Origin of the sequence: Aeromonas sp. 62-46 (assembly GCF_001898585.1) — a bacterium.
GTDB lineage: Bacteria > Pseudomonadota > Gammaproteobacteria > Enterobacterales > Aeromonadaceae > Aeromonas > Aeromonas caviae.
In genome coordinates, this window is the sequence record NZ_MKUI01000005.1 from 84503 (window position 1) to 109710 (window position 25208).

23 protein-coding genes and 1 tRNA gene are annotated in these 25208 nt (G+C 63.2%); 14 read left to right on the forward strand and 10 right to left on the reverse strand.

The window, feature by feature from the left end; genetic code table 11:
* Positions 1-13 precede the first annotated feature (13 nt).
* From BGO64_RS02280 to rraA, 11 genes are all read left to right on the forward strand, one after another.
* Positions 14-655, forward strand: coding sequence for a TetR/AcrR family transcriptional regulator (locus tag BGO64_RS02280; RefSeq protein ID WP_270830165.1), 642 nt, complete (start codon positions 14-16; stop codon positions 653-655).
* A gap of 85 nt (positions 656-740) precedes the next feature.
* Entirely contained in the window at positions 741-1709 is a 969-nt protein-coding gene (hlyD, locus tag BGO64_RS02285) for a secretion protein HlyD (protein WP_029304940.1), read from the forward strand.
* Positions 1706-3475, forward strand: a complete 1770-nt coding sequence (locus BGO64_RS02290; RefSeq protein ID WP_286700096.1) for an ATP-binding cassette domain-containing protein — start codon at positions 1706-1708, stop codon at positions 3473-3475. Before hlyD ends, BGO64_RS02290 begins: the two co-directional genes overlap by 4 nt.
* Positions 3472-4581, forward strand: coding sequence for an ABC transporter permease (locus tag BGO64_RS02295; RefSeq protein WP_286700097.1), 1110 nt, complete (start codon positions 3472-3474; stop codon positions 4579-4581). Before BGO64_RS02290 ends, BGO64_RS02295 begins: the two co-directional genes overlap by 4 nt.
* 3 nt (positions 4582-4584) lie before the next feature.
* Positions 4585-5673 (forward strand): ABC transporter permease, encoded by a 1089-nt coding sequence (locus BGO64_RS02300; protein WP_139736520.1) that lies wholly within the window; start codon positions 4585-4587, stop codon positions 5671-5673.
* Between the two features lie 296 nt (positions 5674-5969).
* The gene (gene nirB / locus BGO64_RS02305) at positions 5970-8516 is read left to right on the forward strand and encodes a nitrite reductase large subunit NirB (RefSeq protein ID WP_286700098.1); all 2547 of its coding nucleotides are present in this window, start codon (positions 5970-5972) and stop codon (positions 8514-8516) included.
* Positions 8517-8616: 100 nt separating this feature from the next.
* Positions 8617-8934: a nitrite reductase small subunit NirD gene (gene nirD, locus BGO64_RS02310; protein ID WP_286700099.1), complete on the forward strand. Its 318-nt coding sequence runs from the start codon at positions 8617-8619 to the stop codon at positions 8932-8934.
* A 136-nt stretch (positions 8935-9070) separates the two neighbouring features.
* Positions 9071-9883, forward strand: coding sequence for a nitrite transporter NirC (nirC, locus tag BGO64_RS02315; protein WP_214003324.1), 813 nt, complete (start codon positions 9071-9073; stop codon positions 9881-9883).
* Between the two features lie 12 nt (positions 9884-9895).
* Entirely contained in the window at positions 9896-11302 is a 1407-nt protein-coding gene (gene cysG / locus BGO64_RS02320; RefSeq protein ID WP_286700100.1) for a siroheme synthase CysG, read from the forward strand.
* A gap of 132 nt (positions 11303-11434) precedes the next feature.
* The gene (gene mgtE / locus BGO64_RS02325) at positions 11435-12859 is read left to right on the forward strand and encodes a magnesium transporter (RefSeq protein ID WP_201933622.1); all 1425 of its coding nucleotides are present in this window, start codon (positions 11435-11437) and stop codon (positions 12857-12859) included.
* A 154-nt stretch (positions 12860-13013) separates the two neighbouring features.
* Complete coding sequence (rraA, locus tag BGO64_RS02330; protein WP_010676045.1) at positions 13014-13499, forward strand: ribonuclease E activity regulator RraA; 486 nt, start codon at positions 13014-13016, stop codon at positions 13497-13499.
* A 271-nt stretch (positions 13500-13770) separates the two neighbouring features.
* Here the strand turns inward: rraA and BGO64_RS02335 are convergent, their stop codons facing one another.
* From BGO64_RS02335 to BGO64_RS02345, 3 genes are all read right to left on the reverse strand, one after another.
* Complete coding sequence (locus tag BGO64_RS02335) at positions 13771-14445, reverse strand: 7-cyano-7-deazaguanine/7-aminomethyl-7-deazaguanine transporter (protein WP_010676046.1); 675 nt, start codon at positions 14443-14445, stop codon at positions 13771-13773.
* A 144-nt stretch (positions 14446-14589) separates the two neighbouring features.
* Positions 14590-14877, reverse strand: coding sequence for a DUF3630 family protein (locus BGO64_RS02340; protein ID WP_041211964.1), 288 nt, complete (start codon positions 14875-14877; stop codon positions 14590-14592).
* A gap of 10 nt (positions 14878-14887) precedes the next feature.
* On the reverse strand, positions 14888-16315 hold the full coding sequence (locus BGO64_RS02345) for a protein adenylyltransferase SelO (protein ID WP_286700101.1): 1428 nt from the start codon (positions 16313-16315) through the stop codon (positions 14888-14890).
* A 104-nt stretch (positions 16316-16419) separates the two neighbouring features.
* Between BGO64_RS02345 and BGO64_RS02350 the strand changes: the two genes are divergently transcribed.
* Positions 16420-16722: a c-type cytochrome gene (locus BGO64_RS02350; RefSeq protein WP_043153448.1), complete on the forward strand. Its 303-nt coding sequence runs from the start codon at positions 16420-16422 to the stop codon at positions 16720-16722.
* A 99-nt stretch (positions 16723-16821) separates the two neighbouring features.
* On the opposite strand, the gene recQ is transcribed toward BGO64_RS02350, so the two are convergent.
* The gene (gene recQ / locus BGO64_RS02355) at positions 16822-18657 is read right to left on the reverse strand and encodes an ATP-dependent DNA helicase RecQ (RefSeq protein ID WP_039039660.1); all 1836 of its coding nucleotides are present in this window, start codon (positions 18655-18657) and stop codon (positions 16822-16824) included.
* A 131-nt stretch (positions 18658-18788) separates the two neighbouring features.
* On the opposite strand from recQ, the gene BGO64_RS02360 reads away from it, so the two are divergent.
* Both BGO64_RS02360 and BGO64_RS02365 read left to right on the forward strand, forming a co-directional pair.
* Positions 18789-19253: a thioesterase family protein gene (locus BGO64_RS02360; RefSeq protein ID WP_069784940.1), complete on the forward strand. Its 465-nt coding sequence runs from the start codon at positions 18789-18791 to the stop codon at positions 19251-19253.
* Positions 19254-19376: 123 nt separating this feature from the next.
* The gene (locus BGO64_RS02365) at positions 19377-19904 is read left to right on the forward strand and encodes an AbiTii domain-containing protein (RefSeq protein WP_010676052.1); all 528 of its coding nucleotides are present in this window, start codon (positions 19377-19379) and stop codon (positions 19902-19904) included.
* A 235-nt stretch (positions 19905-20139) separates the two neighbouring features.
* Here the strand turns inward: BGO64_RS02365 and BGO64_RS02370 are convergent.
* From BGO64_RS02370 to BGO64_RS02395, 6 genes are all read right to left on the reverse strand, one after another.
* Positions 20140-20216, reverse strand: a tRNA-Pro gene (locus BGO64_RS02370).
* 140 nt (positions 20217-20356) lie between these two features.
* Positions 20357-21082, reverse strand: coding sequence for an MOSC domain-containing protein (locus BGO64_RS02375; protein WP_286700102.1), 726 nt, complete (start codon positions 21080-21082; stop codon positions 20357-20359).
* 48 nt (positions 21083-21130) lie between these two features.
* Positions 21131-21973 carry an ABC transporter permease subunit gene (locus BGO64_RS02380; RefSeq protein WP_010676054.1) on the reverse strand — a complete coding sequence of 281 codons (843 nt, stop codon included), beginning with the start codon at positions 21971-21973 and terminating at the stop codon, positions 21131-21133.
* On the reverse strand, positions 21970-22875 hold the full coding sequence (locus tag BGO64_RS02385) for an ABC transporter permease subunit (protein WP_010676055.1): 906 nt from the start codon (positions 22873-22875) through the stop codon (positions 21970-21972). The genes BGO64_RS02380 and BGO64_RS02385 overlap by 4 nt, the downstream gene beginning before the upstream one ends.
* The gene (potA, locus tag BGO64_RS02390) at positions 22872-24026 is read right to left on the reverse strand and encodes a polyamine ABC transporter ATP-binding protein (protein WP_010676056.1); all 1155 of its coding nucleotides are present in this window, start codon (positions 24024-24026) and stop codon (positions 22872-22874) included. The genes BGO64_RS02385 and potA overlap by 4 nt, the downstream gene beginning before the upstream one ends.
* Before the next feature lie 76 nt (positions 24027-24102).
* The gene (locus BGO64_RS02395) at positions 24103-25182 is read right to left on the reverse strand and encodes a polyamine ABC transporter substrate-binding protein (protein ID WP_045522886.1); all 1080 of its coding nucleotides are present in this window, start codon (positions 25180-25182) and stop codon (positions 24103-24105) included.
* Between the last annotated feature and the right edge of the window lie 26 nt (positions 25183-25208).

Below are 25208 nucleotides of genomic sequence, written 5' to 3' on the forward strand. Positions count from 1 at the left end.
GAGCGCCAGCCAGATGCACCCCACCCGTCAGAAACTGCTCGATACCGGCCTCGCCATCGCCACCGAGAAAGGGCTGCGCGGCCTGACGGTGCGCGAGCTGGCGGCGGCGGCCGAGGTGAACCTCGGCTCCTTCGTCTACCACTTCGGCAACCGCGACGCCTTTATCGACGAGTTGGTGGAGCTCTGGTACGCCCCCCTCTATGACGAGCTCAAGGCGGTGGCAGCCAAAGGCTCCTACTCCTCTGCCATCGCCATGTTCGAGGCGACCATGGAGGCGCTGATCGGGCTGGTGGCGCGCCAGCGCGGCTTTATCAACCACCTGTTTGGCGATGCGCTGGCAGGTGAAGGGGCGGCCCAGCGCTTTCTGCTCAGCCTGCCGCGCCGTCATCCCCTGCTGCTGATCGAGCAGGTACGGATGGCACAGGCGGAAGGGTCGCTGGTCGCGGGTCACCCGCTCCAGCTGATGATCTTCATCATGGGGTCGGTCGGCCTGCCGCTGGTGATCGCCGGCAGCGGTCGCCAGCTTGGCTGGCTGCCCGAACAGGCCGCCCCCTTTCTCAGCCAGATAGACAACCCCGAGGCCGCCAGGCAGCGACTGGTATGGGCCCTGCGCGGCCTGCGCCCCACCGGCATCAAGGAAGGAGAAACGGCATGAAACAACCCATCGCGATGCTAGCTCTGCTGCTGGCCGTTTTCGGTGGTGACCTCTGGTGGCAGAGCCATCCTCAAGGAGAAGCAGCATGAAACAACGCATTGCAATCGTAGCCCTGCTGCTGACCGTTATCGGTGGCTACCTCTGGTGGCAGGGGCGCCCCGCCGACGGCTCCATCCTCTACGGCAACGTCGACATTCGCGACGTCAATCTGGCCTTTCGGGTCGGCGGCCGCGTCGATCAGGTACTGGTCGATGAGGGGGATAGGGTAAAAGCCGGTCAACTGCTGGCCCGCCTCGATCCGGCTCCCCTCACCCACAGCCGCGACAGCGCCCGCGCCAATCTGGCGGCGCTCACTGCCGCCAACGCCTTGATCCACAAAGGCTATCGCAGCGAAGAGACCGACCGCGCCCGGGCCGCACTGGCCGCCGCCGAAGCCGCTGCGCTGGAGGCAGACCAGCAGTGGCGCCGCCAGAGCGCATTGGCGGCCACCGGCGCCATCTCCCGCGGTCAGCTCGATACTGCCCGCTCCCAGCGGGATCAGACCCAGGCGCAGGTACGCTCGGCACGCGAACAGCTCGCCCAGCTCGAAACCGGCTACCGCCCGGAGGAAATCGCCCAGTCCGATGCCCAGCTGGAAGGGGCCAAAGCGGCGCTCGCCAGTGCCGAACTGGCGCTGGCGGATGCCAACCTGACCGCCCCCAGCGATGGCATCATCATCAGTCGCGCCATCGAGAACGGCAGCATGGTGCAGAGCGGAGCGACCGCCTTCAACCTCTCCCTGACCGCGCCGGTCTGGGTGCGCGCCTATGTGGAGGAGCCCTGGCTCGGCCACTTCCCGAGCGGCGCCAAAGTGACCCTCACCACCGACTCGCGGCCTGATCAGCCCTATCACGGGGTGGTGGGCTTTGTCTCGCCGACCGCCGAGTTCACCCCGAAATCGGTGGAGACGCCGGACCTGCGCACCCACCTCGTCTACCGGCTGCGCATCGTGGTGCAGGATCCCGACCCGGCCCTGCGCCAGGGGATGCCGGTCACCGTCAGGCTGGCCCCATGAGCTGCGCCATCTCCCTTGAGGGGCTCACCAAACGCTTTGGCGAGCGGGTCGCCCTCAACGCCATCTCCGCCACCATTCCGGCTGGCGGCATCACCGGGCTGGTCGGCCCCGACGGCGCGGGCAAGAGCACTTTGCTGCGCCTGCTGGCCGGTCTGCTGATCCCCGAAGCGGGCACCATCCGGATGCTGGGGCTGGATCCAGTGAGCGAGGGGGATCTGCTGCGCCAGCGCCTCGGCTACATGCCCCAGCAGTTCGGCCTCTACGAGGATCTCAGCGTGCTGGAGAACCTCACCCTCTACGCTGACTTGCGCGGCGTACTGGAGCCCGAACGCACGCCCACCTTCGCGCGGCTGCTCGCCTTCACCGATCTCGCCCGCTTCATCGCACGACCGGCAGGCAAGCTCTCTGGCGGGATGAAGCAGAAACTCGGGCTGGCCTGCGCCCTGCTCGGCACCCCGGATGTGCTGCTGCTCGACGAACCGGGGGTCGGGGTCGATCCCATCTCTCGCCGCGCCCTCTGGCAGATGGTGCGGGAGCTGGCCAAGGGGGGGATGACGGTGCTCTGGAGCACCGCCTATCTCGATGAGGCGGAGCTGTGCGACCACGTGCTGCTGATGGCAGATGGCGAAGTGCGCACCAGCGGCACGCCGGCCGATCTGATGGGGGCCATGGCCAGCCGCTGCTGGCTGCTGGAGGCGGGGCAACTGGATGGCCGCGAGCGGCGCGCCCTGCTGCGCCGGGCACTGGCTCACCCGGCGGTGATGGATGGCGCGGTGGCGGGGGAGCGAGTTCGCCTGCTGCTGCACCCGGGCATGACGCCCCCACCGCTGGCGGAGCTGCATCTCGCCAACGGCGCCTTTCATCCGGCCCAGCCCCGGCTGGAGGATGCCTTTATCGACCTGCTCGGCGGCGGCCCCGGCGGGGAGTCGAGTCTGGCGGCGGGGATGCGGGAAGCGGAACTGCCGCAGGGGCTCTCCCCCGAGGCAGTGATCGAGGCGCGCCACCTCACCAAGCGCTTCGGCGATTTTGCCGCCACCGATGATGTCAGCTTTGCGGTGCGCCGCGGCGAGATCTTCGGCCTGCTCGGCCCCAACGGGGCGGGCAAGTCCACCACCTTCAAGATGGAGTGCGGCCTGCTGCGCCCGAGCGAGGGGCAGGCGTTGGTGACCGGCATCGATCTGGCTCACAGCCCCTCGGCAGCGCGCCAGCGTCTCGGCTACATGGCGCAGAAGTTCTCCCTCTACAAGCAGCTCACCGTGGCGCAGAACCTCTCCTTCTTCGCCGGTATCTACGGCCTGTTCGGCCGCCACCAGCAGACGCGGATCGATGCCATGGTGACTGCCTTTGCCCTCGCCCCCTGGCTCAATCAGAAGGCGGAATCCCTGCCGCTCGGCCTGCGCCAGCGCTTGTCGCTCGCCTGCGCCCTGCTGCACGAGCCGCCGCTGCTGTTTCTCGACGAGCCCACCTCCGGGGTCGATCCGGTAACCCGGCGCGAGTTCTGGTCGCACATCAACGCGCTGGCCGACCACGGCGTCACCGTGCTGGTCACCACCCACTTTATGGATGAGGCGGAGTATTGCGACCGCATCGCCCTCATCTATCGCGGCAAGCTGCTGGCCCTCGGCACCCCGGACGATCTCAAGGGGCTGGCCACCAAAGAGGCGGCGACTTCTCTGCCAACCGGTTCCTTGCCGACCTGTTCTTTGCCAACAATGGAAGAGGCCTTTATCACCCTGGTCGAGCGGGCCAGCGAGGAGGACGCATGAGCATCAACCGTCGGCGACTGATGGCCCTCTGCCGCAAGGAGACGCTGCAAATCGTCCGTGACCCGAGCAGCATCCTCATCGCCTTCATCATGCCGGTGGTGCTGCTGGTGGTGATGGGTTACGCCATCAATCTGGATGTGGACCATCTGCGCCTCGGCATCTGGCGTACCGACAGCGGCACCCCGGCGGTGCGGCTGGAGCAGGCCCTGCGCGGCTCTACCGCGCTGGAGATCCACAGCGGGCCGAGCAAGGAGTCCCTGCTCGCCAGTCTGGCCCGCGGCGAGATCCGCGGCCTGCTGGTGATCGACGACGGTTTCTCCCGCGCGCTGGCCGGTCAGGGCAATGGCACGCCGCAGGCGCTGCTGCTGACCGATGGCTCCGAGCCCAACACCGCCAACTTCGTCACCAACTATGTGCAGGGGATCTGGCAGGGGTGGCTCGCGGGCGAAGGGGTTGCCATGCCGGTGTCGATAGAGAGCCGCGCCTGGTTCAACCCGGCGCTGGTGAGCCGCAACTTTCTGGTGCCGGGCTCCATTGCGGTGGTGATGACCATCATCGGGGCCCTGCTCACCTCGCTGGTGGTGGCGCGGGAGTGGGAGCGCGGCACCATGGAGGCGCTGCTCGCCACCCCGGTCACCAAGGGGGAGCTGCTGCTCTCCAAACTGCTGCCCTACTATGGCCTTGGCATCATTGCCATGCTGCTCTGCCTGCTCTTCTCGGTGGCGGTGATGGGCGTGCCATGGCGCGGCTCCCTGCTGCTGCTCTTTCTGGTCACCAGCGTCTTTCTCGGCAGCGCCCTCGGGCTCGGGCTGTTCCTCTCCACCGTGATGCGCAGCCAGTTCAACGCCGCACAGGCAGCGCTGATCGCAGCCTTTCTGCCCGCCGTGATGCTGTCGGGCTTCGTGTTCGAGATCGCCAGCATGCCGCCTTGGCTTCGGGCCATCACCCACCTCATTCCGGCCCGCTACTTCGCGAGCTCCTTGCAGACCCTCTATCAGGCGGGCAGCGTCTTCTCGATCCTGCTGGTCAATGGTTTCTGTCTGCTGCTGCTGGCGGGTTTCTGGCTAGCCCTGACCGCCCGCAAGACGCGGCGCACTCTGGAGTAACCCATGCTGATCCGACTCTGGTGGCTGATCCGAAAAGAGCTGCAGGCCCTGATGGGCAATACTCAGGGGCGCTTTCTGCTCATCATGCCGGTGCTGCTGCAAACCGCCCTCTTCCCGTTCGCCGCCACTCTGGAGGTGACCGGCAACACGCTGGCCATCTACAACCAGGATGGCGGTGCCCAGAGCCGCGAGCTGCTGGAGCGCCTCACCCATATGCCCGCCTTTACCACCATCATCCCGGTGCAAGGTGAGGCAGGCATGACCGAGGCCATCACCGGGCAACAGGCGCTGCTCGGGCTGATTATTCCGGGGGATTTTTCGCGCCGGCTGGCGCGGGGCGAACCGGCCAGGGTGCAGCTGATCATCGACGGACGCCGCTCCAATGGCGGTCAGGTGGCGGCGGGCTACATCAGTCAGGTGATCGCCCGCTGGCAAGGTGAGGGCAAGGGGCAACCCGAGCTGGCGGTACGCAACCTCTACAATCCCAACGTCGAGTTCCACTGGCATATCCTGCCGGCACTGGTGGCCATCATCACCACCACCGGCTGTCTGATCGTCACCGCCCTCTCGGTGGCGCGGGAGCGGGAGGAGGGCACCTTCGATCAGCTGCTGGTCTCGCCCCTCACCGCAGGCTGGATCATGGCGGGCAAGGCGGTGCCCGGCATCATGGTGGCGGTGGGACAAGGGTGCATAGTCGCGCTGGCCGCCCGTTTTGTCTTCAACCTCCCCTTTGCCGGCAGCCTCAGCCTGCTGATGGCGGGCATGGTCTGCTACGGGCTGGCACTGGCCGGGATCGGGCTCTTCATCTCGTCGTTCTGCTCGACCCAGCAGCAGGCCTTTCTCGGGGTCTTCTCCTTCACCGTCCCGGCGGTGATCCTCTCGGGCTACATCTCGCCGGTGGAGAACATGCCCCAGGTGTTCCAGTGGCTGGCGGCCATCGACCCCCTCACCCACTTCATCGTGCTGCTCAAGGGGGTCTTCCTCAAGGGGTTCGACTGGTCGGCCGCCTGGCCCCTGCTCTGGCCGCTGCTCGCCATCGCCGGCGTCACCCTGTCGCTGGCGCTCGCCATGTTCCGCCGCCATATCGCCTGACGCGCCACCTTGTTCAGCTGATGCCGGTCTCGCCCAGTGCGAGACCGGCCTTTTTCCGACATAAGTTTTCACTCCCCGGCAGTTGGTAAACCGAGCTTTCCCTCCACCATCCCTCACCCCGAGCCAGCCCAGAAATCATTAACTGGTATACCTATTTTTGTATGGTGTTGAATTTTCTCGAATTACCCCTGAGGAGATATATAAATAGACACTTGATTTGCATCAATCGCCCACCCCTGCCGACTGGGTAGCCTAGCCCCAGAATGATGTTTTATTACTCCAAACTTGAGGCAACTATGAGCAAAGTCAGACTGGTCGTTGTGGGCAACGGCATGGTGGGGCACCGCTTCATTGAAGAGCTGATCGAGCGGGCCGATCCGGGCCGCTACGAGATCACCGTCTTCGGTGCAGAACCCCGTCCCGCCTACGATCGCGTCCATCTCTCCTCCTATTTCTCCCATCACACCAGCGAAGATCTCTCCCTCGTCAAACCCGGCTTCTACGACAAGCACGGCATCCGCCTGCTGCTCGGCGAAGCGGTGAAAAAAATCGACAGGGCCAACCGCGAAGTGCACTCCAACAAGGGCACTGTGGTCGGGTACGACAAGCTGGTGCTGGCCACCGGCTCCTACCCCTGGGTGCCGCCCATCCAGGGCAGCCAGCACCACGAGTGCTTCGTCTATCGCACCATCGAGGATCTGAAAGCCATCCGCAGCGCCGCCAAGAGCGGCAAGAGCGGGGTGGTGATCGGGGGCGGTCTGCTTGGCCTCGAAGCCGCCGGTGCCCTCAAGGCGCTGGGTCTCGAGACCCACGTGGTGGAGTTTGCTCCTGTGCTGATGGCCGAGCAGCTCGACGGTCAGGGCGGCCAGCTGCTGCGCCGCAAGATTGAATCCATGGGCGTGCAGGTACACACCAGCAAGAGCACCAGCGAGATCCTGATGCATGGCGGTGAGCAGGCGAAACACCGCCTCGCCTTTGCCGATGGCAGCCAGCTGGAAGTGGACGTGGTGGTCTTCTCCACCGGCATTCGCCCGCAAGATACCCTCGGCCGTTACGGTGATCTCGCCATCGCCGAGCGCGGCGGCATCGTCATCGACGATCACTGCCTCACCTCAGACCCCGACATCTATGCCATCGGCGAGTGCGCCGCCTGGCAGGGCCGCTTCTTCGGGCTGGTGGCACCGGGCTACAAGATGGCCCAGATCACCGTCGACCACCTGCTCGGCGGCGACAGCCGTTTTGAGGGGGCAGACATGAGCGCCAAGCTCAAGCTGCTCGGCGTCTCCGTCGGCTCCATCGGCGATGCTCACGGCCGCACCCCGGGCAGCCACAGCTATGTGTTCCAGGACGATCAGGCCGGCGTCTACAAGAAGATCGTGGTGAGCGAGGACAACAGCCGATTGCTCGGCGCCGTGCTGGTGGGTGACGTGGAAGATTACGGCAACCTGCTGCAGATGATGCTCAATGCCCTGCCGCTGCCGAGCCACCCGGACACCCTGATCCTGCCTGCCTACGCAGGTGCCAAGCCGACGCTGGGGGTGGATGCCCTGCCGGAGAGCGCCCAGATCTGCTCCTGCTTCGACGTCTCCAAGGGCGACATCGCCAAGGCGGTGGCCGAAGGTCACACCACGCTGGCCGCCATCAAGCAGCACACCAAGGCCGGTACCGGCTGCGGCGGCTGCGTGCCGCTCATCAGTCAGGTGCTCAACGCCGAACTGGTGAAGCAGGGCATCGAGGTCAACAACCACCTCTGCGCCCACTTCCCCCACTCCCGTCAAGAGCTGTTCCATCTGGTCAAGGTGGAGGGGATCAAGAGCTTCGACGAGCTGCTGGCCAAGCACGGTCAGGGCTATGGCTGCGAGGTGTGCAAACCGACCGTCGGCTCCATCCTCGCCTCCTGCTGGAACGAGCATGTGCTGAGCCCGCGCAACATCCCGTTGCAGGACACCAACGACATCTTCCTCGGCAACATGCAAAAAGACGGCAGCTACTCCGTCATCCCGCGCATGGCCGGCGGCGAAGTGACCCCGGAAGGGCTGCTGGCGGTGGCCGAAGTGGCCCGCGACTACCAGCTCTACACCAAGATCACCGGCGCCCAGCGCATCGGTCTGTTCGGGGCCCAGAAGGATGATCTGCCCGCCATCTGGCGCAAGCTGCTGGCGGCCGGATTCGAGACCGGTCAGGCCTACGCCAAGGCACTGCGCATGGCCAAGACCTGCGTCGGCAGCACCTGGTGCCGCTTCGGCGTACAGGACAGCGTCGGCCTTGGGGTCTTCCTCGAGAACCGCTACAAGGGCATTCGCACCCCCCACAAGATGAAGTTCGGCGTCTCCGGCTGTACCCGCGAGTGTGCGGAAGCGCAGGGCAAGGATGTCGGCATCATCGCCACCGACGCGGGCTGGAACCTCTATGTGGGTGGCAACGGCGGCATGAAGCCGCGCCACGCCGACCTGCTGGCTTCTGACCTCGACCGCGAGACCCTCATCAAGCTGATCGACCGCTTTATGATGTTCTACGTCACCAGCGCCGACAAACTGCAGCGCACCTCGGTCTGGCTCGGCAATCTGGAAGGGGGCGTCGACTACCTGCGCGAGGTGATCGTCGACGACAAGCTGGGGCTGGCCGAGACGCTGGAGCGCGATATCCAGACCCTCATCGACAGCTACGAGTGCGAATGGTCGCGCACCCTCAACGAAGAGGAGGCACTCAAGCGATTCAGCCACTTCATCAACAGCGACAAGCGCGATCCGGACGTTCAGTTCGTCAGCGAACGCGACCAGCATCGACCGGCGACCCCGGCCGAGCGCATCCCCGTCTACCAGATCGAGGTGGAGACCAAATGATGAAACTTGCCTGCCAACTCAACGGCATCCTGATGGGCTGCATGGACGTTTGCGCCCTGCTCGATAGCCAGTCCATCCAACTCGAGGTGGAGATTAAGCGATGAAACTTGCCTGCCAACTCAACGACATCCTGCCGGGAACCGGTGTCTGCGCACTCATTGAAGGTCGCCAGATCGCCCTGTTCCGCCCGAGCGAGGCCGCCGAGGTGTTCGCCATCGACAACCGGGATCCCTTCTTCGCCGCCAATGTGCTGTCGCGGGGCCTGATCTGCGAGCACGACGGCGAGCTCTGGGTCGCCAGCCCGCTCAAGAAGCAGCGCTTTCGCCTGAGCGACGGCCACTGTTTCGACAACCCTGAGATGTCGGTGCAGAGCTACCCCGTTGAAGTGCGCGACCAGCAGGTCTGGGTCGCCGTCTAACACCAGACCCCACCCCGGCCCTCCCCTTCACAGGGGAGGGAGCAAAAAGCCCCTCCCCCTTGACAAGGGGGAGGCAGGGAGGGGGTTAAAAAACAGTCAGGGCTGCCCGCGGGCGGCCCTCTTGAAGGAAACAAAGATGTATACCGAAACCATCAACAAGTGCGCCGCCAACGCGGCCCGCATCAATCGCTTCGAGCGCAGCGACAAGCTCGGCTTCTGGCTCAGCTCGGCCATGGCGGGGGCCTATGTGGGCCTCGGCATCATCCTCATCTTCACCCTCGGCAATCTGGTGGATCCCGCCATCCGGCCGCTGGTGATGGGGGCCACCTTCGGCATCGCCCTGACCCTGGTGATCATCGCCGGCTCCGAGCTGTTCACCGGCCACACCATGTTCCTCACCTTCGGGGTGAAGGCGGGCAAGATCACCATGGCCGACCTGCTGCGCATCCTGCCGCAGACCTGGGCCGGCAACCTGATTGGCTCCGTCGTGGTGGCGCTGATCTATTCCTACGGCGGCAGCCTGCTGCCGGATGCGGGCAGTCTGGCCCACAAGGTGGCGCTGGCCAAGACCCAGGCTCCGGCCCTGACCCTGTTTATGAAAGGAATCCTCTGCAACTGGCTGGTCTGCCTCGCCATCTGGATGGCGCTGCGCACCGAAGGGGCGGCCCGCTTCATCGCCATCTGGTGGTGCCTGCTCGCCTTTATCGCTTCCGGCTACGAGCACTCCATCGCCAACATGACCCTGTTCGCCCTCTCCTGGTTTGGCGCCCACTCCGAGACCTACACCCTGAGCGGCATCGGCCACAACCTGCTGTGGGTGACCCTGGGCAACACCGTCTCCGGCGCCCTCTTTATGGGCCTCGGCTACTGGTATGCCACCCCCAAGGCTGAGCGCCCGGTCGCGGTGAGCGAAACCACCAGCACCGCCAACCAGACCCGAACCGCCTGATCAGGAGGCCCCATGGACTACTTGCCCATCTTTTGCCGACTCGACAACAAACCCGTGCTGCTGGTCGGCGGCGGCGAGGTGGCGGAGCGCAAGGCGCGCCTGCTGCTGGATGCCGGTGCCCAGCTCACCGTGGTCGCGCCCGAGCTCGACCCCGAGCTGGCGGAGCTGGTTGCCAACGGGAATATCGAGTGGCTCGCCGGTGAATTTGCGCCACAGCAACTGGCAGGCAAGTGGCTGGTGGTGGCCGCCACCGATCGGCGCGAGGTGAATGCCCTGGTCTACCAGAGCGCCAATCAGGCGCGGATCTTTGCCAACTTGGTGGATGACCCGAAACGCTCCAGCTTCATCATGCCGTCGATCATCGACCGCTCGCCCCTGATGGTGGCCATCTCCTCCGGTGGCAAGGCGCCGGTGCTGGCCCGCTTGCTGCGGGAAAAACTGGAAGCCCTGCTGCCGCAACATCTGGGCGCCGTGGCGGCCTTCGCCGGCAGCCTGCGGGAGCGGGTCAAGGCGCGCTTCGCCAGCATGGGAGAACGGCGCCGCTTCTGGGAACGGTTGCTCGGGGCGGATCGGCTCGGGCAGGCACTGGCACGGGGCGATAGCGCCTCTGCCAATCAGCTGGCCGACAGCCTGTTTGCCGACGAAAGCCAGACCGGTGGCGAGGTGGTGCTGGTCGGTGCCGGCCCCGGCGATCCGGGTCTGCTCACCCTGCACGCCCTGCGCCAGATGCAGCAGGCCGACGTGGTGGTCTATGACCGACTGGTCTCGGACGAGGTGATGGCGCTGGTGCGCCGCGACGCCAAGCGCATCTTCGTCGGCAAGCAGGCGGGCAACCACTGCGTGCCGCAGGAGGGGATCAACCAGCTCTTGCTGGAAGAGGCCAAGAAGGGGCAGCGGGTCGTGCGGCTGAAGGGGGGCGACCCCTTTATCTTCGGCCGTGGCGGCGAGGAGCTGGAGACACTGGTCGGCACAGGCATCGGCTTTCAGGTGGTGCCGGGGATCACCGCGGCCAGCGGCTGCGCCGCCTACGCCGGTATTCCACTGACCCACCGCGACCACGCCCAGAGCGTTCGCTTCGTTACCGCGCACGGCAAGGGGGGCGCCCGGGATCTCGACTGGCCGCTGCTGGCCAAAGATCGGCAAACGCTGGTCTTCTACATGGGGCTCTCCTCCTGCGCCACCATCCGCGAGCTGCTGCTGGCCCACGGCAAGGCGGGCGACACTCCGGTGGCGCTGATCGAGCGCGGCACCCAGCCCTGCCAGCGGGTCATTAGCGGCACCCTCGATGAGCTGCCCGCGCTGGCGGTGGGGGTCGAGAGTCCGGCCCTCATCATGGTGGGTTCGGTGGTGACCCTGGCGGACCAGCTTGCCTGGTTCGGGCAAGGAGGCGCCGCAGACGCGGCCCTGGCCTCGGCCTGATCGCTGCATCCATTCCAACGCCACCCTCGGGTGGCGTTTCTTTTTCTGCATTTACTGTCATAACCTGTTGTTTTAAGTCTGGTATCCTATGGGGACTGTCCGCCGGATCACCGAATTCAGGAATTCTGCTTCATGTCCCTCCCCCCCAAGAACAGCGCCAAACAGCGTGAACACGACAGAGCCCGCATCCTCACGCTGCTGCTGGCCGATGACGCCCTCACCGAGAGCCTGCTCGACCCGCAAGGGGAGCAGGACGCAGAGCTTCGGGACCAGACCAGCGAGCTGACCCGGCTGGTCAACAGCCTGCCCGCCGCCGATATCGCCGATGCGCTGGAGTCCCTGCCGCCGGACGAGCGCCACGTGCTGTGGCAGCAGGTGGATGCAGACAAGCACGGCCAGATCCTGGTGGAAGCGTCGGAGACGGTGTGGGACAGCCTCATCAGCGGCATGAGCGACAAGGAGCTGCTGCACGCCCTGAGCACCCTCGACATCGACGACCAGATTTACCTGGGCCAGCACCTGCCCCGCAACCTGATGGGGCGGCTGCTCACCTCCATGGCGCCGGTGGACAGGGACAAGGTGCGGGAGGTGATCCGCTACGGCAAGCACACGGTCGGCGCCATGATGGACTTCGAGCTCATCACGGTGCGGCCCGACGTGACCCTGGCCACCGTCCAGCGCTATCTGCGCCTGCGCGGCCAGATCCCCGAGAACACCGACAAGCTGTTCGTCACCGATCGGCGCAACCGGCTGCAGGGGGAGCTGCCCCTCACCGCCGTGCTGCTGCACAAGCCCGAAACCCTGGTGAGCGACGCGATGGAGAAGGATCCGGTCACCTTCGATCCGGAAGACAACGACGAGGCCGCCGCCCGCACCTTCGAGCGGGACGACCTGGTCTCCGCCGCCGTGGTGGATGCCAGGGGCAAGCTGATGGGACGGCTCACCGTCGCCGAGGTGGTGGACCTGGTCTATGAGGAGAGCGACACCGACCTGCGCCGCATGGGGGGGATCAGCGAGGAAGAAGACGTGTTCGCCCCCGTCTCCAAGGCGGTCAAGACCCGCTGGGCCTGGCTCGCCATCAACCTCTGCACCGCCTTCGTGGCGTCGCGGGTAATCGGCCTGTTCGAGCACACAATCTCCCAGCTGGTGGCGCTGGCAGCCCTGATGCCCATCGTCGCGGGGATCGGCGGCAACACCGGCAACCAGACGATCACCATGATAGTGCGGGCGTTGGCGCTGCAGCATATCCAGACCGGCAACGTCTCCTTCCTGCTGTGGCGCGAGCTGGGGGTGGCCCTGATCAACGGCCTAGTGTGGGGCGGCATCATGGGCATCGCCACCTTCCTGCTCTATCAGGATGCGGCGCTGGGCGCGGTGATGACGCTCGCCATGATCCTCAACCTGCTGGTGGCGGCCCTGATGGGTGTCATCATCCCCATGACCATGAGCCGGCTGGGGCGCGACCCGGCGGTGGGGGCCAGCGTGATGATCACCGCCATCACCGACACCGGCGGCTTCTTCATCTTCCTGGGGCTGGCGACCCTGTTCTTGCTCTAGGGCCCGAGGCTGACCGTCTGCGGCGCCTGCCATGACGCGGGGCCGCTTTCACGCAAAAACGGCATTTCCCGCCACTGGGCAAGGAATAGTCGTTGAAATGCCAACCCCACTCCTTATACTGGATCCACCTGTTTCCAGCGGTGGATCTGACACAATGGAATACAACACTTCAGAACTGTGCGACATCTATCAGGACATGGTGGATGTACTCGAACCCATGCTCTGCTCCTTCGGCGGCCGCGCCTCTTTCGGCGGCGTCATCACCACGGTCAAATGCTTCGAATCGAACGGTCTTATCCGTGAACTGGTCAAGGAGAACGGCGTTGGTCGCGTGCTGTTGATCGACGGTGGCGGCTCCATGCGTCGTGCCCTGATCGACAGCGAGATCGCCACCACGGCGGCGGAAAATGAGTGGGAAGGGATCGTCTGCTACGGTTGCGTCCGTGAGGTCGATATCCTGGAAGATCTCGACATCGGCATTCAGGCCCTGGCGGCCATTCCGGTGGGCGCCGACAGCAAGGATATCGGGGAAACCGATCTGCCGGTCAACTTCGGCGGCGTCACTTTCCTGCCGGATGACCACCTCTATGCCGATACCACAGGGGTGATCCTCTCCCCCGATGCCCTCGACATCGAGTAAACAGCGCTGAGTGAAAATGGGAGCCCTGGCTCCCATTTTTTATGCCCGCTGATGGCGGAAAAGACGCAAAAAAAGAGGGCCAGTAAACTACTGGCCCCTTAACTGGAAGCAATGTGAGCAATGTCGTGCCTTCACAAGAAGTCCATCACGTTGGAACAAATGAAGTCTTTCCCGGAAAACAAGGTAACAATAATCATTCTCATTTAACTGTGCAAGCCTTATTTGCGAAGATCGCAAAAAAATTGACCACCCATAGGGGTGGTCAATCTCGTCAGGCTTGTCGCGTAGCAGCTTGCAGGCCAGCCAATCCGGCCTCCCCCACCAGCTTGCGGCTGAGATAGCGCAGTAGCACACCGTAAAGCGGCACAAACAACCCAAGACTTATCAGCAACTTGAATACGTAATCCACGGTCGCGATCTCGACCCAGTGCTCGGCCATGAAGGGATCCGTGCTGCGCCAGAAGGCGATGCTGAAGAAGGCGATGGTATCCACCAGATTGCCGAACAGGGTGGAGGCCGCCGGTGCCACCCACCAGGCTTTCAGCAGGCGCAGGCGGTTGAACACCACCACATCCATGAACTGGCCCACCAGATAGGCCATAAAGCTGGCTAACGCGATCCGGGCAACAAAGAGATTGAACTCTGCCAGATTGCCCACCCCCTGGAAGCTCCCTTCGAAGAAGAGCACCGAGAGCACGTAGGACACGGTCAATGCCGGCAGCATCACGGTCTGGATGATCTTGCGTGCCAGGCCGGCGCCGAAGATCCGCACCGTCAGATCGGTGGCCAGGAAAATGAACGGGAAGCTGAAGGCACCCCAGGTGGTGTGGAAGCCAAAGATGGTGATCGGCAGCTGCACCAGGTAGTTGCTGCTGGCAATGATCAGGATATGGAACAACGAGAGACGCATCAGTGCCGTCTGGTACTGAGCCGGAGTCAGGTTCATATTGTGACCTTTTTGGTTAATGGGGTTAGGGAACCCATATCGCCACCATGGCGATAATCAAGGGGCGAGATTATACGCCCCAAAATTGATAGTTCAATCTTTATGCGGTTATCTCAAGGGATTGACTCGCATCGCACGCAAAGCTCACTCCCGGGACTGCCGAGCCAGCCAGAGCAGCGCCTCCGCGTCGTCCGGCTGCACCGCCGCCAGCCAGCAGCCGCTGTAATGTTCGTACTCGAGCCGAAAGCGGCTGCCTTCAAACTCCAGCAGCCAGCTGTGGCGATCCGCCCCCCACTCCCGCTCGAGTGCCGCCAGCTCCCACTCCTGCAACAGGGCCTCTGCCAGAGTCGGGAAGCTGTCCCAGTCAAGGCCCGGGCAGGTCAGCATCACCACCCCGGCTTCCCTGTCTGTCTGCGTGATACGCCAGTTCATCTGCGGCTCCTCAACTGCTGCACGAGAGCTCGCCCCCGCAATACCAGCCCGGATGCGGGGTGGCGAGATCCTCGTATTCGGGTTGGTCATCATAGGGGTGCTGCAGGGCCGCAAACAGCCGCTCGAACAGCGCCATGTCGCCCCGCTCAGCCGCCTCTATCACCTGCTGGGCCAGGGCGTTGCGCAGCACATACTTGGGATTGACTGCATCCATCTGCCCCTTGCGCACACCATCCACGCTCCCTTCCCGGGCGAGGCGTGCCCGATAGGCCTCAAGCCACCCCTGCCAGACGGCAGGATCGGGCAACAGGGCCAGCAGGCTGGCGGGCCAGTCACCCTGAGCGGTCAATTCCCCCAGCCGTCGCAGGAAGAGGTGGTAATCCACCTTGTGCGCCGCCAGCAGCCGGAACAACTCGCGGAACAGCGCCGGATCCTCCTCTTCCCACACCGCCAGCCCCAGCTTGGCGCGCATCAGCTCGGAGTAGTGCAACATCAGCTGGTGCTCGTACTGGGCCAGGGCCGACGCGAGCGCGTCGCCATCCACATGGCCGGCCAGCGCCTGTGCCAGCTTCTGCAGGTTCCAGTATCCGACCGCAGGCTGCTGATCCAGCGCATAGCGACCATCCGGATCCGAGTGGTTGCAGACGAAGTCCGGCACATAAGCGTCGATAAAACCGTAGGGGCCGTAATCCAGGGTCAGCCCGAGCAGGGACATGTTGTCGGTGTTCATCACCCCGTGACAGAACCCCGCCGCCTGCCACTTGGCGATGAGCCGCGCGGTGCGGCGCACTACTTCGGCAAACAGCTCGGCGCCATCGGCCAGCTCGGGGAAGTGGTAACGCCGCGCATAGTCGATGAGGGCGGGGATCTTCTCCCCCTGCCCGCTCCAGGCGAAATACTCGAAATGACCGAAGCGCAGATGGCTCGGCGCGGTACGCAGCACGGTCGCCCCGCTCTCCACCTGCTCCCGGTAGACAGGTTCATCACTGCCCAGCAGCACCAGAGCCCGGGTGGTGGGAATGCCGAGGGCATGCAGCGCCTCGGAAGCCAGGTACTCGCGAATGCTGGATCGCAGCACGGCACGGCCGTCGCCGAAGCGGGAGAATGGCGTCTTGCCCGCCCCTTTGAGGTGCAGGTCCCAGCGGCTGGCATCAGGCGCCAGCTGCTCCCCCAGCAGCAGGGCGCGGCCATCCCCGAGGCGCGGGCTGTAACCACCGAACTGGTGGCCCGCATAGACCTGGGCCACCGGCTGCATGCCCGGCAGGGGCTGCCCCTGGCCGCAACAAGCGAGCCACTGCGCCTCGCTCACCTCCCCGAGCCCCAGCTCACCAAGCAGCGCACGGTTCAGATGCAGCAATCTGGGGCCATGCAGCGGCTGCGGGGCAACGGACTCGCAAGCCCAAGGGAGTTCGGTGGCAAAAGTGTTGATCAACTTCATGGTGATGGAGGTTGTCCCTGCGTATGCTCGTGTCACTCTTTATACCGCCGTCGGCTCGTCGAGGCTAACAGGCGATCACGATTATTCATTTCAAGGAGAAGACGATGCCAAAGTGGGTCTATACCCTGCCCCTGCTGGCGCTTGCCTGGGGCCATCAGGCCAAGGCGGCCGACATAGACGCAGGCAAGGCCAAATCCGTGGTCTGTGCCGCCTGTCATGGCGCGGATGGCAAGGCGAGCGTCCCGACCTACCCCCACCTCGCGGGCCAGAACCAGGCCTATTTGCTCAAGCAGATGAAAGCGTTCAAGGAGGGTTCCCGTACCGAGCCGCTGATGGTTCCCTTCATGGCGATGCTGACCGAGGCGGACATGGAGAATCTGGCAGCCTATTACGCCAGCCTGAAATAACGCATGGCGCCGACCAACGGGCGCCTTTTCACTGTTTGTTGTGCCAGCCTACCGGCCTGGGCCTGCAGCGGTCGATGACAAGGTCTACCTGGGCCGACCCTACCGGCGGCAGTAGTCGATGATCAGGTCCATAAAGGCCTCACCGAAGCGCTCCAGCTTGCGGTGACCGACACCGTTGACCGCCAGCATTTCCTCCTCGGTCATCGGCATGAGCTGTGCCATCTCAACCAGGGTGGCGTCGTTGAACACCACATAGGGCGGCACCTCTTCATCCTCGGCGATCTGCTTGCGCAGGGCGCGCAGCTCCTTGAACAGCCGCTTGTCATAGTTGGCGTTGTCGAGCAGGCCGTTGCGCTTCTCCTTGCGACTGGAGATGGGCTGCAGGCGGGGGACTGCCAGTTCAAGCTTCATCTCGCCACGCAGCACGGGTCGAGCCGCTTCGGTCAGCTGCAACACCAGATTGCGGGTGATGTTCTGGGTCAGCAACCCCTTGTGGATCAGCTGGCGGATGACGCTCATCCAGTATTCGTGGCTCTGATCCTTGCCGATGCCGTAGGTCGAGAGCTTGTCGTGACCGTGATCCTTGATGCGCTGGTTCAGCGATCCGCGCAGCACCTCCACCACATAACCCACCCCGAAATTCTGTCCCACCCGCCAGACGCAGGAGAGCGCCTTCTGGGCATCTTCGGTGCCGTCATAACTCTGGGGCGGATCGAGGCAGATGTCGCAGTTGCCGCACGGCTTGTCGTTGTACTCGCCGAAGTAGTTGAGCAGCACCTGACGGCGGCAAGTCTGCGCCTCGGCGAAGGCCGCCATCACGTTGAGCTTGTACTGCTCCACCTGCAACTGCTGGGGGTTTTCGATGTTGTCGAGCAGCCGGCGCACCCGACCGATGTCGGCAGGATCGTAGAGCAGCAGCGCCTCGGCCGGGGTGCCGTCGCGCCCGGCACGGCCGGTTTCCTGATAGTAGGATTCGATGTTCTTCGGGATGTCGTAGTGCACCACGAAGCGCACGTTGGGCTTGTCGATGCCCATGCCGAACGCCACCGTCGCCACCACGATCTCGATGTCATCCTTGAGGAAGGCCTCCTGGGTCTGCTGACGCAGCTCCAGCGGCAGACCGGCATGATAGGGTGCCGCCTTGCAGCCGTGACGGGATAGCCGCTCGGCCACCTCCTCCACCCGATTACGGCTGGAGCAGTAGACGATGCCGCAGTTGCCCTTCTGGCTCTGCACGTAGCGCAGCAGCTGCTCCGCCGCCTTGAACTTCTCCACCAGGCTGTAGCGGATATTGGGCCGATCGAAGCTGGCGGTGTGGATGAAGGGATCGTTCAGTTCCAGCCGGTGCAGCATGTCGCTGCGGGTCGCCTCGTCGGCGGTGGCGGTGAGCGCCACCACGGGCACCTGGGGGAACCACTGCTTGAGTCGCCCGAGCGCCGCGTATTCGGGGCGAAAATCGTGACCCCACTGGGAGACGCAGTGGGCCTCGTCGATGGCGAACAGGCCGAGGGGCAGCTCCGCCAACCGGTCCATGAACTCGTGCTGCAGCAAACGCTCGGGGGAAACATAAACCAGCTTGATCTCGCCCCGGCGCATGGCGGCAAAGTTCTGGATCATCTCCTCCCGGCTCAGGGCCGAGTTGATGTAGACCGCCGCCACGCCGTTGGCGCGCAGGGTGTCGACCTGATCCTTCATCAGCGAGATGAGGGGGGAGACCACTACCCCGAGCCCGGGTCGCAGCAGCGCCGGGATCTGGTAGCAGAGCGACTTGCCGCCGCCGGTGGGCTTGAGCACCAAGGCATCGCGCCCCGCCACGATCTGCTCGATGATTTCGAGCTGGCCCGGCCGAAACTGCTGATAGCCAAACACCGCCTGCAACAGGGCAAGGGGATTCTCTGGCTGAGGGTCAGGCAGGGTTTCGGCAATGACGGTCATGGGCTCTCCTTTGGGGTCGCCATTCTAAAGCAGCCGCCGCCTACAATAAACCTGCCATTGCGAGTGTTAAGGAAGTGTTGCAGACTGGCTGGAGTTTTTACTCGGCTTTGATGACAGGGCGGACTGAAGGAATGAAACAGATGCTCAAGAAGATGGCGCTCAGTGGCATAGCCAACCTGTTCGCCGAGAGGATGCCCTTCAACAAGCTGATCGGCATGCAAGTCACCCACTACGACTTCGACAAAGTGGAGCTGCGCATCAAGATGGAACAGAAGCTCATCGGCAACCCTTTCCACAACATACTGCACGGCGGCGTCACCGCCAGCCTGCTCGATGTGGCGGGCGGCATGATAGTCGCCGCCTCCTGCATCGACGAGCTGGAGGACTTCTCCCCCAGCTATCTCAAGGAGCGCTTCTCGCGGCTTGGCACCATCGATCTGCGGGTGGACTATCTTCGTCCCGGTCGCGGCAACGAGTTCATCGCCACCGCCCACATCATCCGGGCAGGCAGCAAGGTAGCGGTCGCCCGCATGGAGCTGCACAACGAAGAGGGCACCCACATCGCCTTCGGCACGGGCACCTACCTCGTCGGCTAATGGTTTTTATTGCATAAAAAGTGCGCTTCTAAGCTGATTTTAATCATTAGAATTCTTACCCCCTCCTCCGCTCAGGGTCCATACTGAAAGTCGGGATTCTGTGCAGAGGGAGGATTGCAGACGATGAGCGCGATACTGGCTACCCAACCATCCAGAGCCTTGCTGACACGACTTGAGGCCATGCGCGAAGAAGTGCAGACCCCAGAGTGCCGTCACTGGTTGGAACAGGAGCTGGAGGGGTATTCTCTCTGTTCACCCCTGCCCTGGTATCGCATCATTGCCTGTCGGCAACGCGGTCACTTCCTGAATCTGAAGACGGGAAAATATCTGACTTGCCATATCGGCAGCCAAACGCTAAGCCAACGCGACCTGGCCCAAGTTCAGTTCATCTATGCCCGTGAACCCGCCGCCCACTATTTACTGCGTCACGATTCCCATATCGAGCCCTGGCCGGAATCGCTGCTGGAAGCGTATCGAGAGCAGCTGATCCCTGGTCATCTCTGCCTGCAAGCCTGGCATGAGCCCGTGTCTTCGCTGCGTTCACAACTGATGGAGGGAATAGCACATTTCATTAGTGAGTACCCCAAGCATGCGGCCCTGCAAACCCAACACGGTTTCAAGGCATTGCGGCATCAACACTGGCATATCTGAATGAGCGCCTGGGGCGCAAGGAGGGCACCATCGACAAGACCCATAACGAGATTGTCACAATCTAGAGTGCCGGAGTCAGGATCAGACTCCACCAGTGGGGCCACCGAGCGGTGGCCCTTTTAGTTGGGCAAATGAGGGAGATCGGAGCAGTAGAAGCAATCGACAATGGAAATGTCAGCTTTGCTTCAACAAACCAAATGCGAAAAGGCCGCTCATTGAGCGGCCTTTTCAAATGTGGTCGGTGTGAGAGGATTCGAACCTCCGACCCCTTCGTCCCGAACGAAGTGCGCTACCAAGCTGCGCTACACACCGATGTCTGCGGGGCGAGAATTTACCGAAAGCCCCGACCCGACACAAGCCTTTTTTTGCATTCACTCTAAAAAAATGGCTTTACGCTCAATAATTCAGCGAGTCGCAGCAAAAATCGCCACAAGGTATCTTTCCGCCTGCCTTCAGCCCTGTCGAGGCAACCTGAACTCGGTCGGCCCCAGCAAACGCCGGCTCCAATCCGCCACCACACCATGTTCAAGCCAATGGGCCGCATGCTGGCGCCAGTTGGGAGAGAGCGCCGGGTTCTCCAGCAGCAGTTGCAGATCTTCCTCGTTGCGGGCCTGGTTGAACAGGATGTCGGCGGTGCGCTTCACCGTCAGCTCAGGGTAGGGTCTGTCCACCAGTGTCAGCTCCCCCTGCGGATCCACCTTTCCCTCTTCCAGCACCCGCAGCAGCCAGCCACAGCGACCACTCAGCTGCATCGCCTGGGAGAGCTGGCCATAGCCAAAGCGCTGGTTGAGCTTGAAACAGGGGGATCTGGGCTGGCTTATCTGGATCAGCGCCTCCCCAAGTCGATAGACATCGCCGATGCAGGCCTGCGCCTCCGTCAGCCCCGAACCAGAGAGATTCTCGCCAAAGGCGGCAGGCTGCCAGGGTGTGCGTGGTACAGGCAGTCCCAGCGCGGTTTGCCAGGTTTTCCACCAGGCGTAGTGCTCCGCAGGGTAATGGTGCAGGGCTCGATCCGGGCCGCCATGATGGCGTCTGTCACTCTGCTCATCTCCGCGAAGGCCGAGGAAATCGCACCACAGAGGGGCGTCGGCAGGCTGCTTGTGGATGGCACTGATGAGGCCGGGGGCCTGCTCTGGGTTCAGTTCGGCGCTCTGGCCGATGAAGAGGGAGATCCGCATTCCATTCTCCTGACGGATGGGGGAATGCGGATCTTATCACGGGGCAAGTCAGGCAACTGCCTGCATCTGGGTGGTCATGGCGATTTCGGCACGGCGGCGTTTCTCCGCCCGGGCCATCAGATACCAGCTACCGAAGGTGAACAGGGATACCGACAGCAGGATCAGACTCGCGATGGCGTTGATCTCGGGCTTCACGCCGAGACGCACCGCCGAGAACACTTCCATTGGCAAGGTGGTCGAACCCGGGCCGGAGACGAAGCTCGCCAGCACCAGATCATCCAGCGACAGGGCGAACGACATCATGCCACCCGCCGCCAGCGACGGGGCGATCATCGGGATGGTGATCAGGAAGAACACCTTCCAGGGCTTGGCTCCCAGGTCCATGGCCGCCTCCTCGATGGAGAGATCCAGCTCCCGCAGCCGCGCCGACACCACGATCGCCACATAGGCGGTACAGAAGGTGGTATGTGCTATCCAGATGGTCAGCATGCCCCGCTCCGCGGGCCAACCCACCAGCTGGGCCATGGCCACGAACAGCAGCAGCAGGGAGAGACCGGTGATCACCTCGGGCATCACCAGCGGCGCCGTCACCATGCCGCCGAACAGGGTACGGCCACGGAAGTGAGGGATCCGGGTCAGCACGAAGGCCGCCACTGTCCCCAGCGCCACCGCCGCGATGGCGGTGTAGAAGGCGATCTCCAAGGAGCGGAACACGGACCCGATCAACTGTTTGTTGTCGAGCAGGCCGAAGTACCACTTGAGCGACCAGCCTCCCCACACCGTCACCAGCTTGGAGGCGTTGAAGGAGTAGATGACCATGATGATCATGGGCAGGTAGATGAACAGCAACCCCAGCCACAGCATCAGCTTGGCAAAACCGAAACGTCTCATGCCTTGCCCTCCAGCTCTTTGGCCTGGTTGCGGTTGAACAGGATGATGGGAATGATCAGCACCGCCAGCATCACCACCGCCAGGGCGGAGGCCACCGGCCAGTCACGGTTGTTGAAGAACTCCTGCCACAACACCTTGCCGATCATCAGGGTCTCTGGGCCACCCAGCATCTCGGGGATGACGAACTCGCCCACCACAGGGATGAAGACCAGCATGCAACCGGCGATGATGCCGTTCTTGGAGAGTGGCACCGTGATCTGCCAGAACCGGGTCAGGTTGCGGGCACCCAGATCGGAGGCCGCCTCCAGCAGGCTCTGGTCGTGCTTGACCAGGTTGGCATAGAGCGGCAGCACCATGAACGGCAGGTAGGAATAAACGATGCCGATATAGACCGCCAGGTTGGTATTGAGGATCTGCAGCGGTTCGTCGATCACCCCGATGCCCAGCAGGACGCTGTTGAGCAGGCCGTTGTTGCTGAGGATCCCCATCCAGGCGTAGACCCGGATCAGGATCGCCGTCCAGGTCGGCATCATGATGAGCAGCAGCAGAACGGTCTGGGTCTCCTTGTTGGCCCGCGAAATGGCGTAAGCCATGGGATAGCCGATCAGCAGGCAGAGCAGGGTGCTGACCAGAGCTATCTTGAGGGACCCCAGATAAGCCGCGATGTAGAGCTCATCCTCCTGCAGCAGCAGGTAGTTGCCCAGGTTGAGCAGTATGGTGAGCTGATTGTCTGCCCAGCTCACCACGTCCGTGTAGGGCGGGATGGCCACGTCCGCTTCGGCGAAGCTGATCTTCACGACGATGATGAAGGGCAGCAGGAAGAAGAGGAACAGCCAGAAGAAGGGGATGCCGATGACCAGCTGCCGCCCTCCCACCTGTTTGAGTCGTCTCAATGCCTTCATGATTGCAGCACCACGCCGCTGTCATCTTCCCAGTAGAGGAACACCTGGTCATCCCAGGTCGGCCGTTTGCCGTGGCGTTCGGCATTGGCGATGAAAGCCTGAACGATTTTGCCCGAGGGCAACTGGATGTGATACACGGAATGGCCGCCCAGATAGGCGATGTCATAAACCTCGCCCTTGGTCCAGTTGAAGTCCGGATGCTCGATCTCTTCCGGCTTTTGCAGGCTCATCAGCAGTTTTTCCGGACGCAGGGCATAGGTGACCTTCTTGTTCTCCGCCCGGGAGCTGATGCCGTGACCCACATAGATGGGCTGCTCCAGATCCGCACAGGCGATGATGGCGTGGTCCTGCTCATCCTCCACCAGCAGGCCGTCAAACAGGTTGACGTTGCCGATGAACTCGCACACCAGCCGACTGGCCGGGGTCTCGTAGATGTCCATCGGGCTGCCGATCTGCTCGATGCAACCGAGGTGCATGATGGCGATCCGCTCGGCCATGGTCATGGCTTCTTCCTGATCGTGGGTCACCATGACGCAGGTCACACCCACCCGCTCGATGATCTCGACCAGCTCGAGCTGCATGGTGGAGCGCAGCTTCTTGTCCAGCGCCCCCATGGGCTCGTCCAGCAGCAGCAGCTTGGGACGCTTGGCCAGGGAACGGGCCAGGGCCACCCGCTGACGCTGACCACCGGAGAGCTGGTGCGGCTTGCGGCGGGCGTACTGGGTCATCTGCACCAGCTTGAGCATCTCTTCCACCCGGGCATCGATCTCCGCCTTGGGCAGGCCATCCTGCTTGAGGCCGAAGGCGATGTTCTGGGCCACCGTCATGTGGGGGAACAGGGCGTAGGACTGGAACATCATGTTGATGGGGCGTTCATAGGGCGGCATGTCGGTAATGTCGACGCCGTCGAGGAACAGCCGTCCTTCCGTGGGTCGCTCGAACCCGGCCAGCATCCGCAACAAGGTGGACTTGCCGGAGCCGGACCCACCCAGCAGGGCGAAGATCTCGCCCTTGTGGATGTTGAGAGACACGTTGTCGACCGCCAGCGTTTCGTCGAACTGCTTGCTTACCCTGTCTATTTTGACCAGCACTTCTTTACGCTGCTGGCTGCCCTCGAGGGCTTTCTTGTAGGCACTGGAGGCTATCGCCATTACCAAACTCCCAAAGGTGATTCCGGCCTGGGCCGATCCATCAATACAATCTGGCGCCCCGGGATGGGCGCCAAGGTTAGGTTCCGGATTTGATCTTGGTCCAACTCCGGGTGATCAGGCGCTGCACCGAGCGGGGATGTGCTTCCTGCACATACAGACGCTCAAGCACCGCCTGGGGGGGATAGACAGACTCGTCCTCGCGCACGGCCTTGTCCATGAACTCTCCCGCCTTGATGTTCGGGTTCGCGTAACCCACATAGTCGCTCACCTTGGCGATGACCTGCGGTTCGAGAATGTAGTTGATCAGGGCGTGAGCCTCTTTCACGTTGGTGGCATCGGCCGGGATCGCCATCATGTCGAACCAGAGATTGCCACCCTCCTTGGGGATGCTGTAGGCAATATTGATCCCCTTGCCCGCCTCCTCGGCCCGGGACGCCGCCTGCAGGATGTCGCCGGAGAAACCCGCCGCCACGCAGATGTTGCCGTTGGCGAGGTCACCGATGTACTTGGAGGAGTGGAAGTAGGCCACATAGGGGCGCACCTTGAGCAGCTGCTCTTCGGCCCGCTTGATGTCCGCCGGCTCATGGCTGTTGGGGTTGAGCCCCAGGTAGTTGAGGGCAGCCGGGATCATCTCGTCCGCCGAATCGAGGAAGGCAACGCCGCACTGGGAGAGCTTCTTCATGTTTTCCGGCTCGAAGATGGTCGCCCAGGAGTCAATCTTGTCGACACCCAGTACTTCCTTGATCTTGTCGACGTTGTAGCCGATGCCGTTGGTGCCCCAGAGGTAGGGCACGGCGTACTGATGGCCCGGATCCACCTTCTCGAGCTGCTTGAGCAGCATGGGGTCCAGGTTGCTCAGGTTTGGCAGCAGGGTGAGGTCCAGCTTCTGGAAGGCCCCCGCCTTGATCTGCTTGGCCAGGAAATTGTTGGAGGGCACGACCAGATCGTAGCCGGTGCGTCCGGTCAGCAGCTTGCCTTCCAGCGTCTCGTTGGAGTCAAACACGTCGTAGACGGTCTTGATCCCGGTCTTCTGCTGAAAGTCACTGAGGGTGGTCTCGCCGATATAATCGGACCAGTTGTAAAAATGAACCACAGGGGCTGCCTGGGTCAGATTTGCAAACCCCAGGGTCAGGGCCAGCGTTGCCATCTTGGTCATGTGCACTTATCAGTCCTCATTTGTGT

Excerpts from the sequence above, each read along its gene's own strand:
- BGO64_RS02350 (WP_043153448.1), top strand. The coding sequence starts at position 16,420 with ATGCCAAAGTGGGTCTATACCCTGCCCCTGCTGGCGCTTGCCTGGGGC.
- potA (WP_010676056.1), bottom strand. The coding sequence starts at position 24,026 with ATGGCGATAGCCTCCAGTGCCTACAAGAAAGCCCTCGAGGGCAGCCAG.
- mgtE (WP_201933622.1), top strand. The coding sequence starts at position 11,435 with ATGTCCCTCCCCCCCAAGAACAGCGCCAAACAGCGTGAACACGACAGA.
- BGO64_RS02360 (WP_069784940.1), top strand. The coding sequence starts at position 18,789 with ATGAAACAGATGCTCAAGAAGATGGCGCTCAGTGGCATAGCCAACCTG.
- cysG (WP_286700100.1), top strand. The coding sequence starts at position 9,896 with ATGGACTACTTGCCCATCTTTTGCCGACTCGACAACAAACCCGTGCTG.
- BGO64_RS02295 (WP_286700097.1), top strand. The coding sequence starts at position 3,472 with ATGAGCATCAACCGTCGGCGACTGATGGCCCTCTGCCGCAAGGAGACG.
- recQ (WP_039039660.1), bottom strand. The coding sequence starts at position 18,657 with ATGACCGTCATTGCCGAAACCCTGCCTGACCCTCAGCCAGAGAATCCC.
- BGO64_RS02365 (WP_010676052.1), top strand. The coding sequence starts at position 19,377 with ATGAGCGCGATACTGGCTACCCAACCATCCAGAGCCTTGCTGACACGA.
- nirC (WP_214003324.1), top strand. The coding sequence starts at position 9,071 with ATGTATACCGAAACCATCAACAAGTGCGCCGCCAACGCGGCCCGCATC.
- hlyD (WP_029304940.1), top strand. The coding sequence starts at position 741 with ATGAAACAACGCATTGCAATCGTAGCCCTGCTGCTGACCGTTATCGGT.
- BGO64_RS02300 (WP_139736520.1), top strand. The coding sequence starts at position 4,585 with ATGCTGATCCGACTCTGGTGGCTGATCCGAAAAGAGCTGCAGGCCCTG.
- nirD (WP_286700099.1), top strand. The coding sequence starts at position 8,617 with ATGAAACTTGCCTGCCAACTCAACGACATCCTGCCGGGAACCGGTGTC.
- BGO64_RS02385 (WP_010676055.1), bottom strand. The coding sequence starts at position 22,875 with ATGAAGGCATTGAGACGACTCAAACAGGTGGGAGGGCGGCAGCTGGTC.
- nirB (WP_286700098.1), top strand. The coding sequence starts at position 5,970 with ATGAGCAAAGTCAGACTGGTCGTTGTGGGCAACGGCATGGTGGGGCAC.
- BGO64_RS02345 (WP_286700101.1), bottom strand. The coding sequence starts at position 16,315 with ATGAAGTTGATCAACACTTTTGCCACCGAACTCCCTTGGGCTTGCGAG.
- BGO64_RS02340 (WP_041211964.1), bottom strand. The coding sequence starts at position 14,877 with ATGAACTGGCGTATCACGCAGACAGACAGGGAAGCCGGGGTGGTGATG.
- BGO64_RS02335 (WP_010676046.1), bottom strand. The coding sequence starts at position 14,445 with ATGAACCTGACTCCGGCTCAGTACCAGACGGCACTGATGCGTCTCTCG.
- BGO64_RS02395 (WP_045522886.1), bottom strand. The coding sequence starts at position 25,182 with ATGACCAAGATGGCAACGCTGGCCCTGACCCTGGGGTTTGCAAATCTG.
- BGO64_RS02375 (WP_286700102.1), bottom strand. The coding sequence starts at position 21,082 with ATGCGGATCTCCCTCTTCATCGGCCAGAGCGCCGAACTGAACCCAGAG.
- BGO64_RS02280 (WP_270830165.1), top strand. The coding sequence starts at position 14 with ATGCACCCCACCCGTCAGAAACTGCTCGATACCGGCCTCGCCATCGCC.
- BGO64_RS02380 (WP_010676054.1), bottom strand. The coding sequence starts at position 21,973 with ATGAGACGTTTCGGTTTTGCCAAGCTGATGCTGTGGCTGGGGTTGCTG.
- BGO64_RS02290 (WP_286700096.1), top strand. The coding sequence starts at position 1,706 with ATGAGCTGCGCCATCTCCCTTGAGGGGCTCACCAAACGCTTTGGCGAG.
- rraA (WP_010676045.1), top strand. The coding sequence starts at position 13,014 with ATGGAATACAACACTTCAGAACTGTGCGACATCTATCAGGACATGGTG.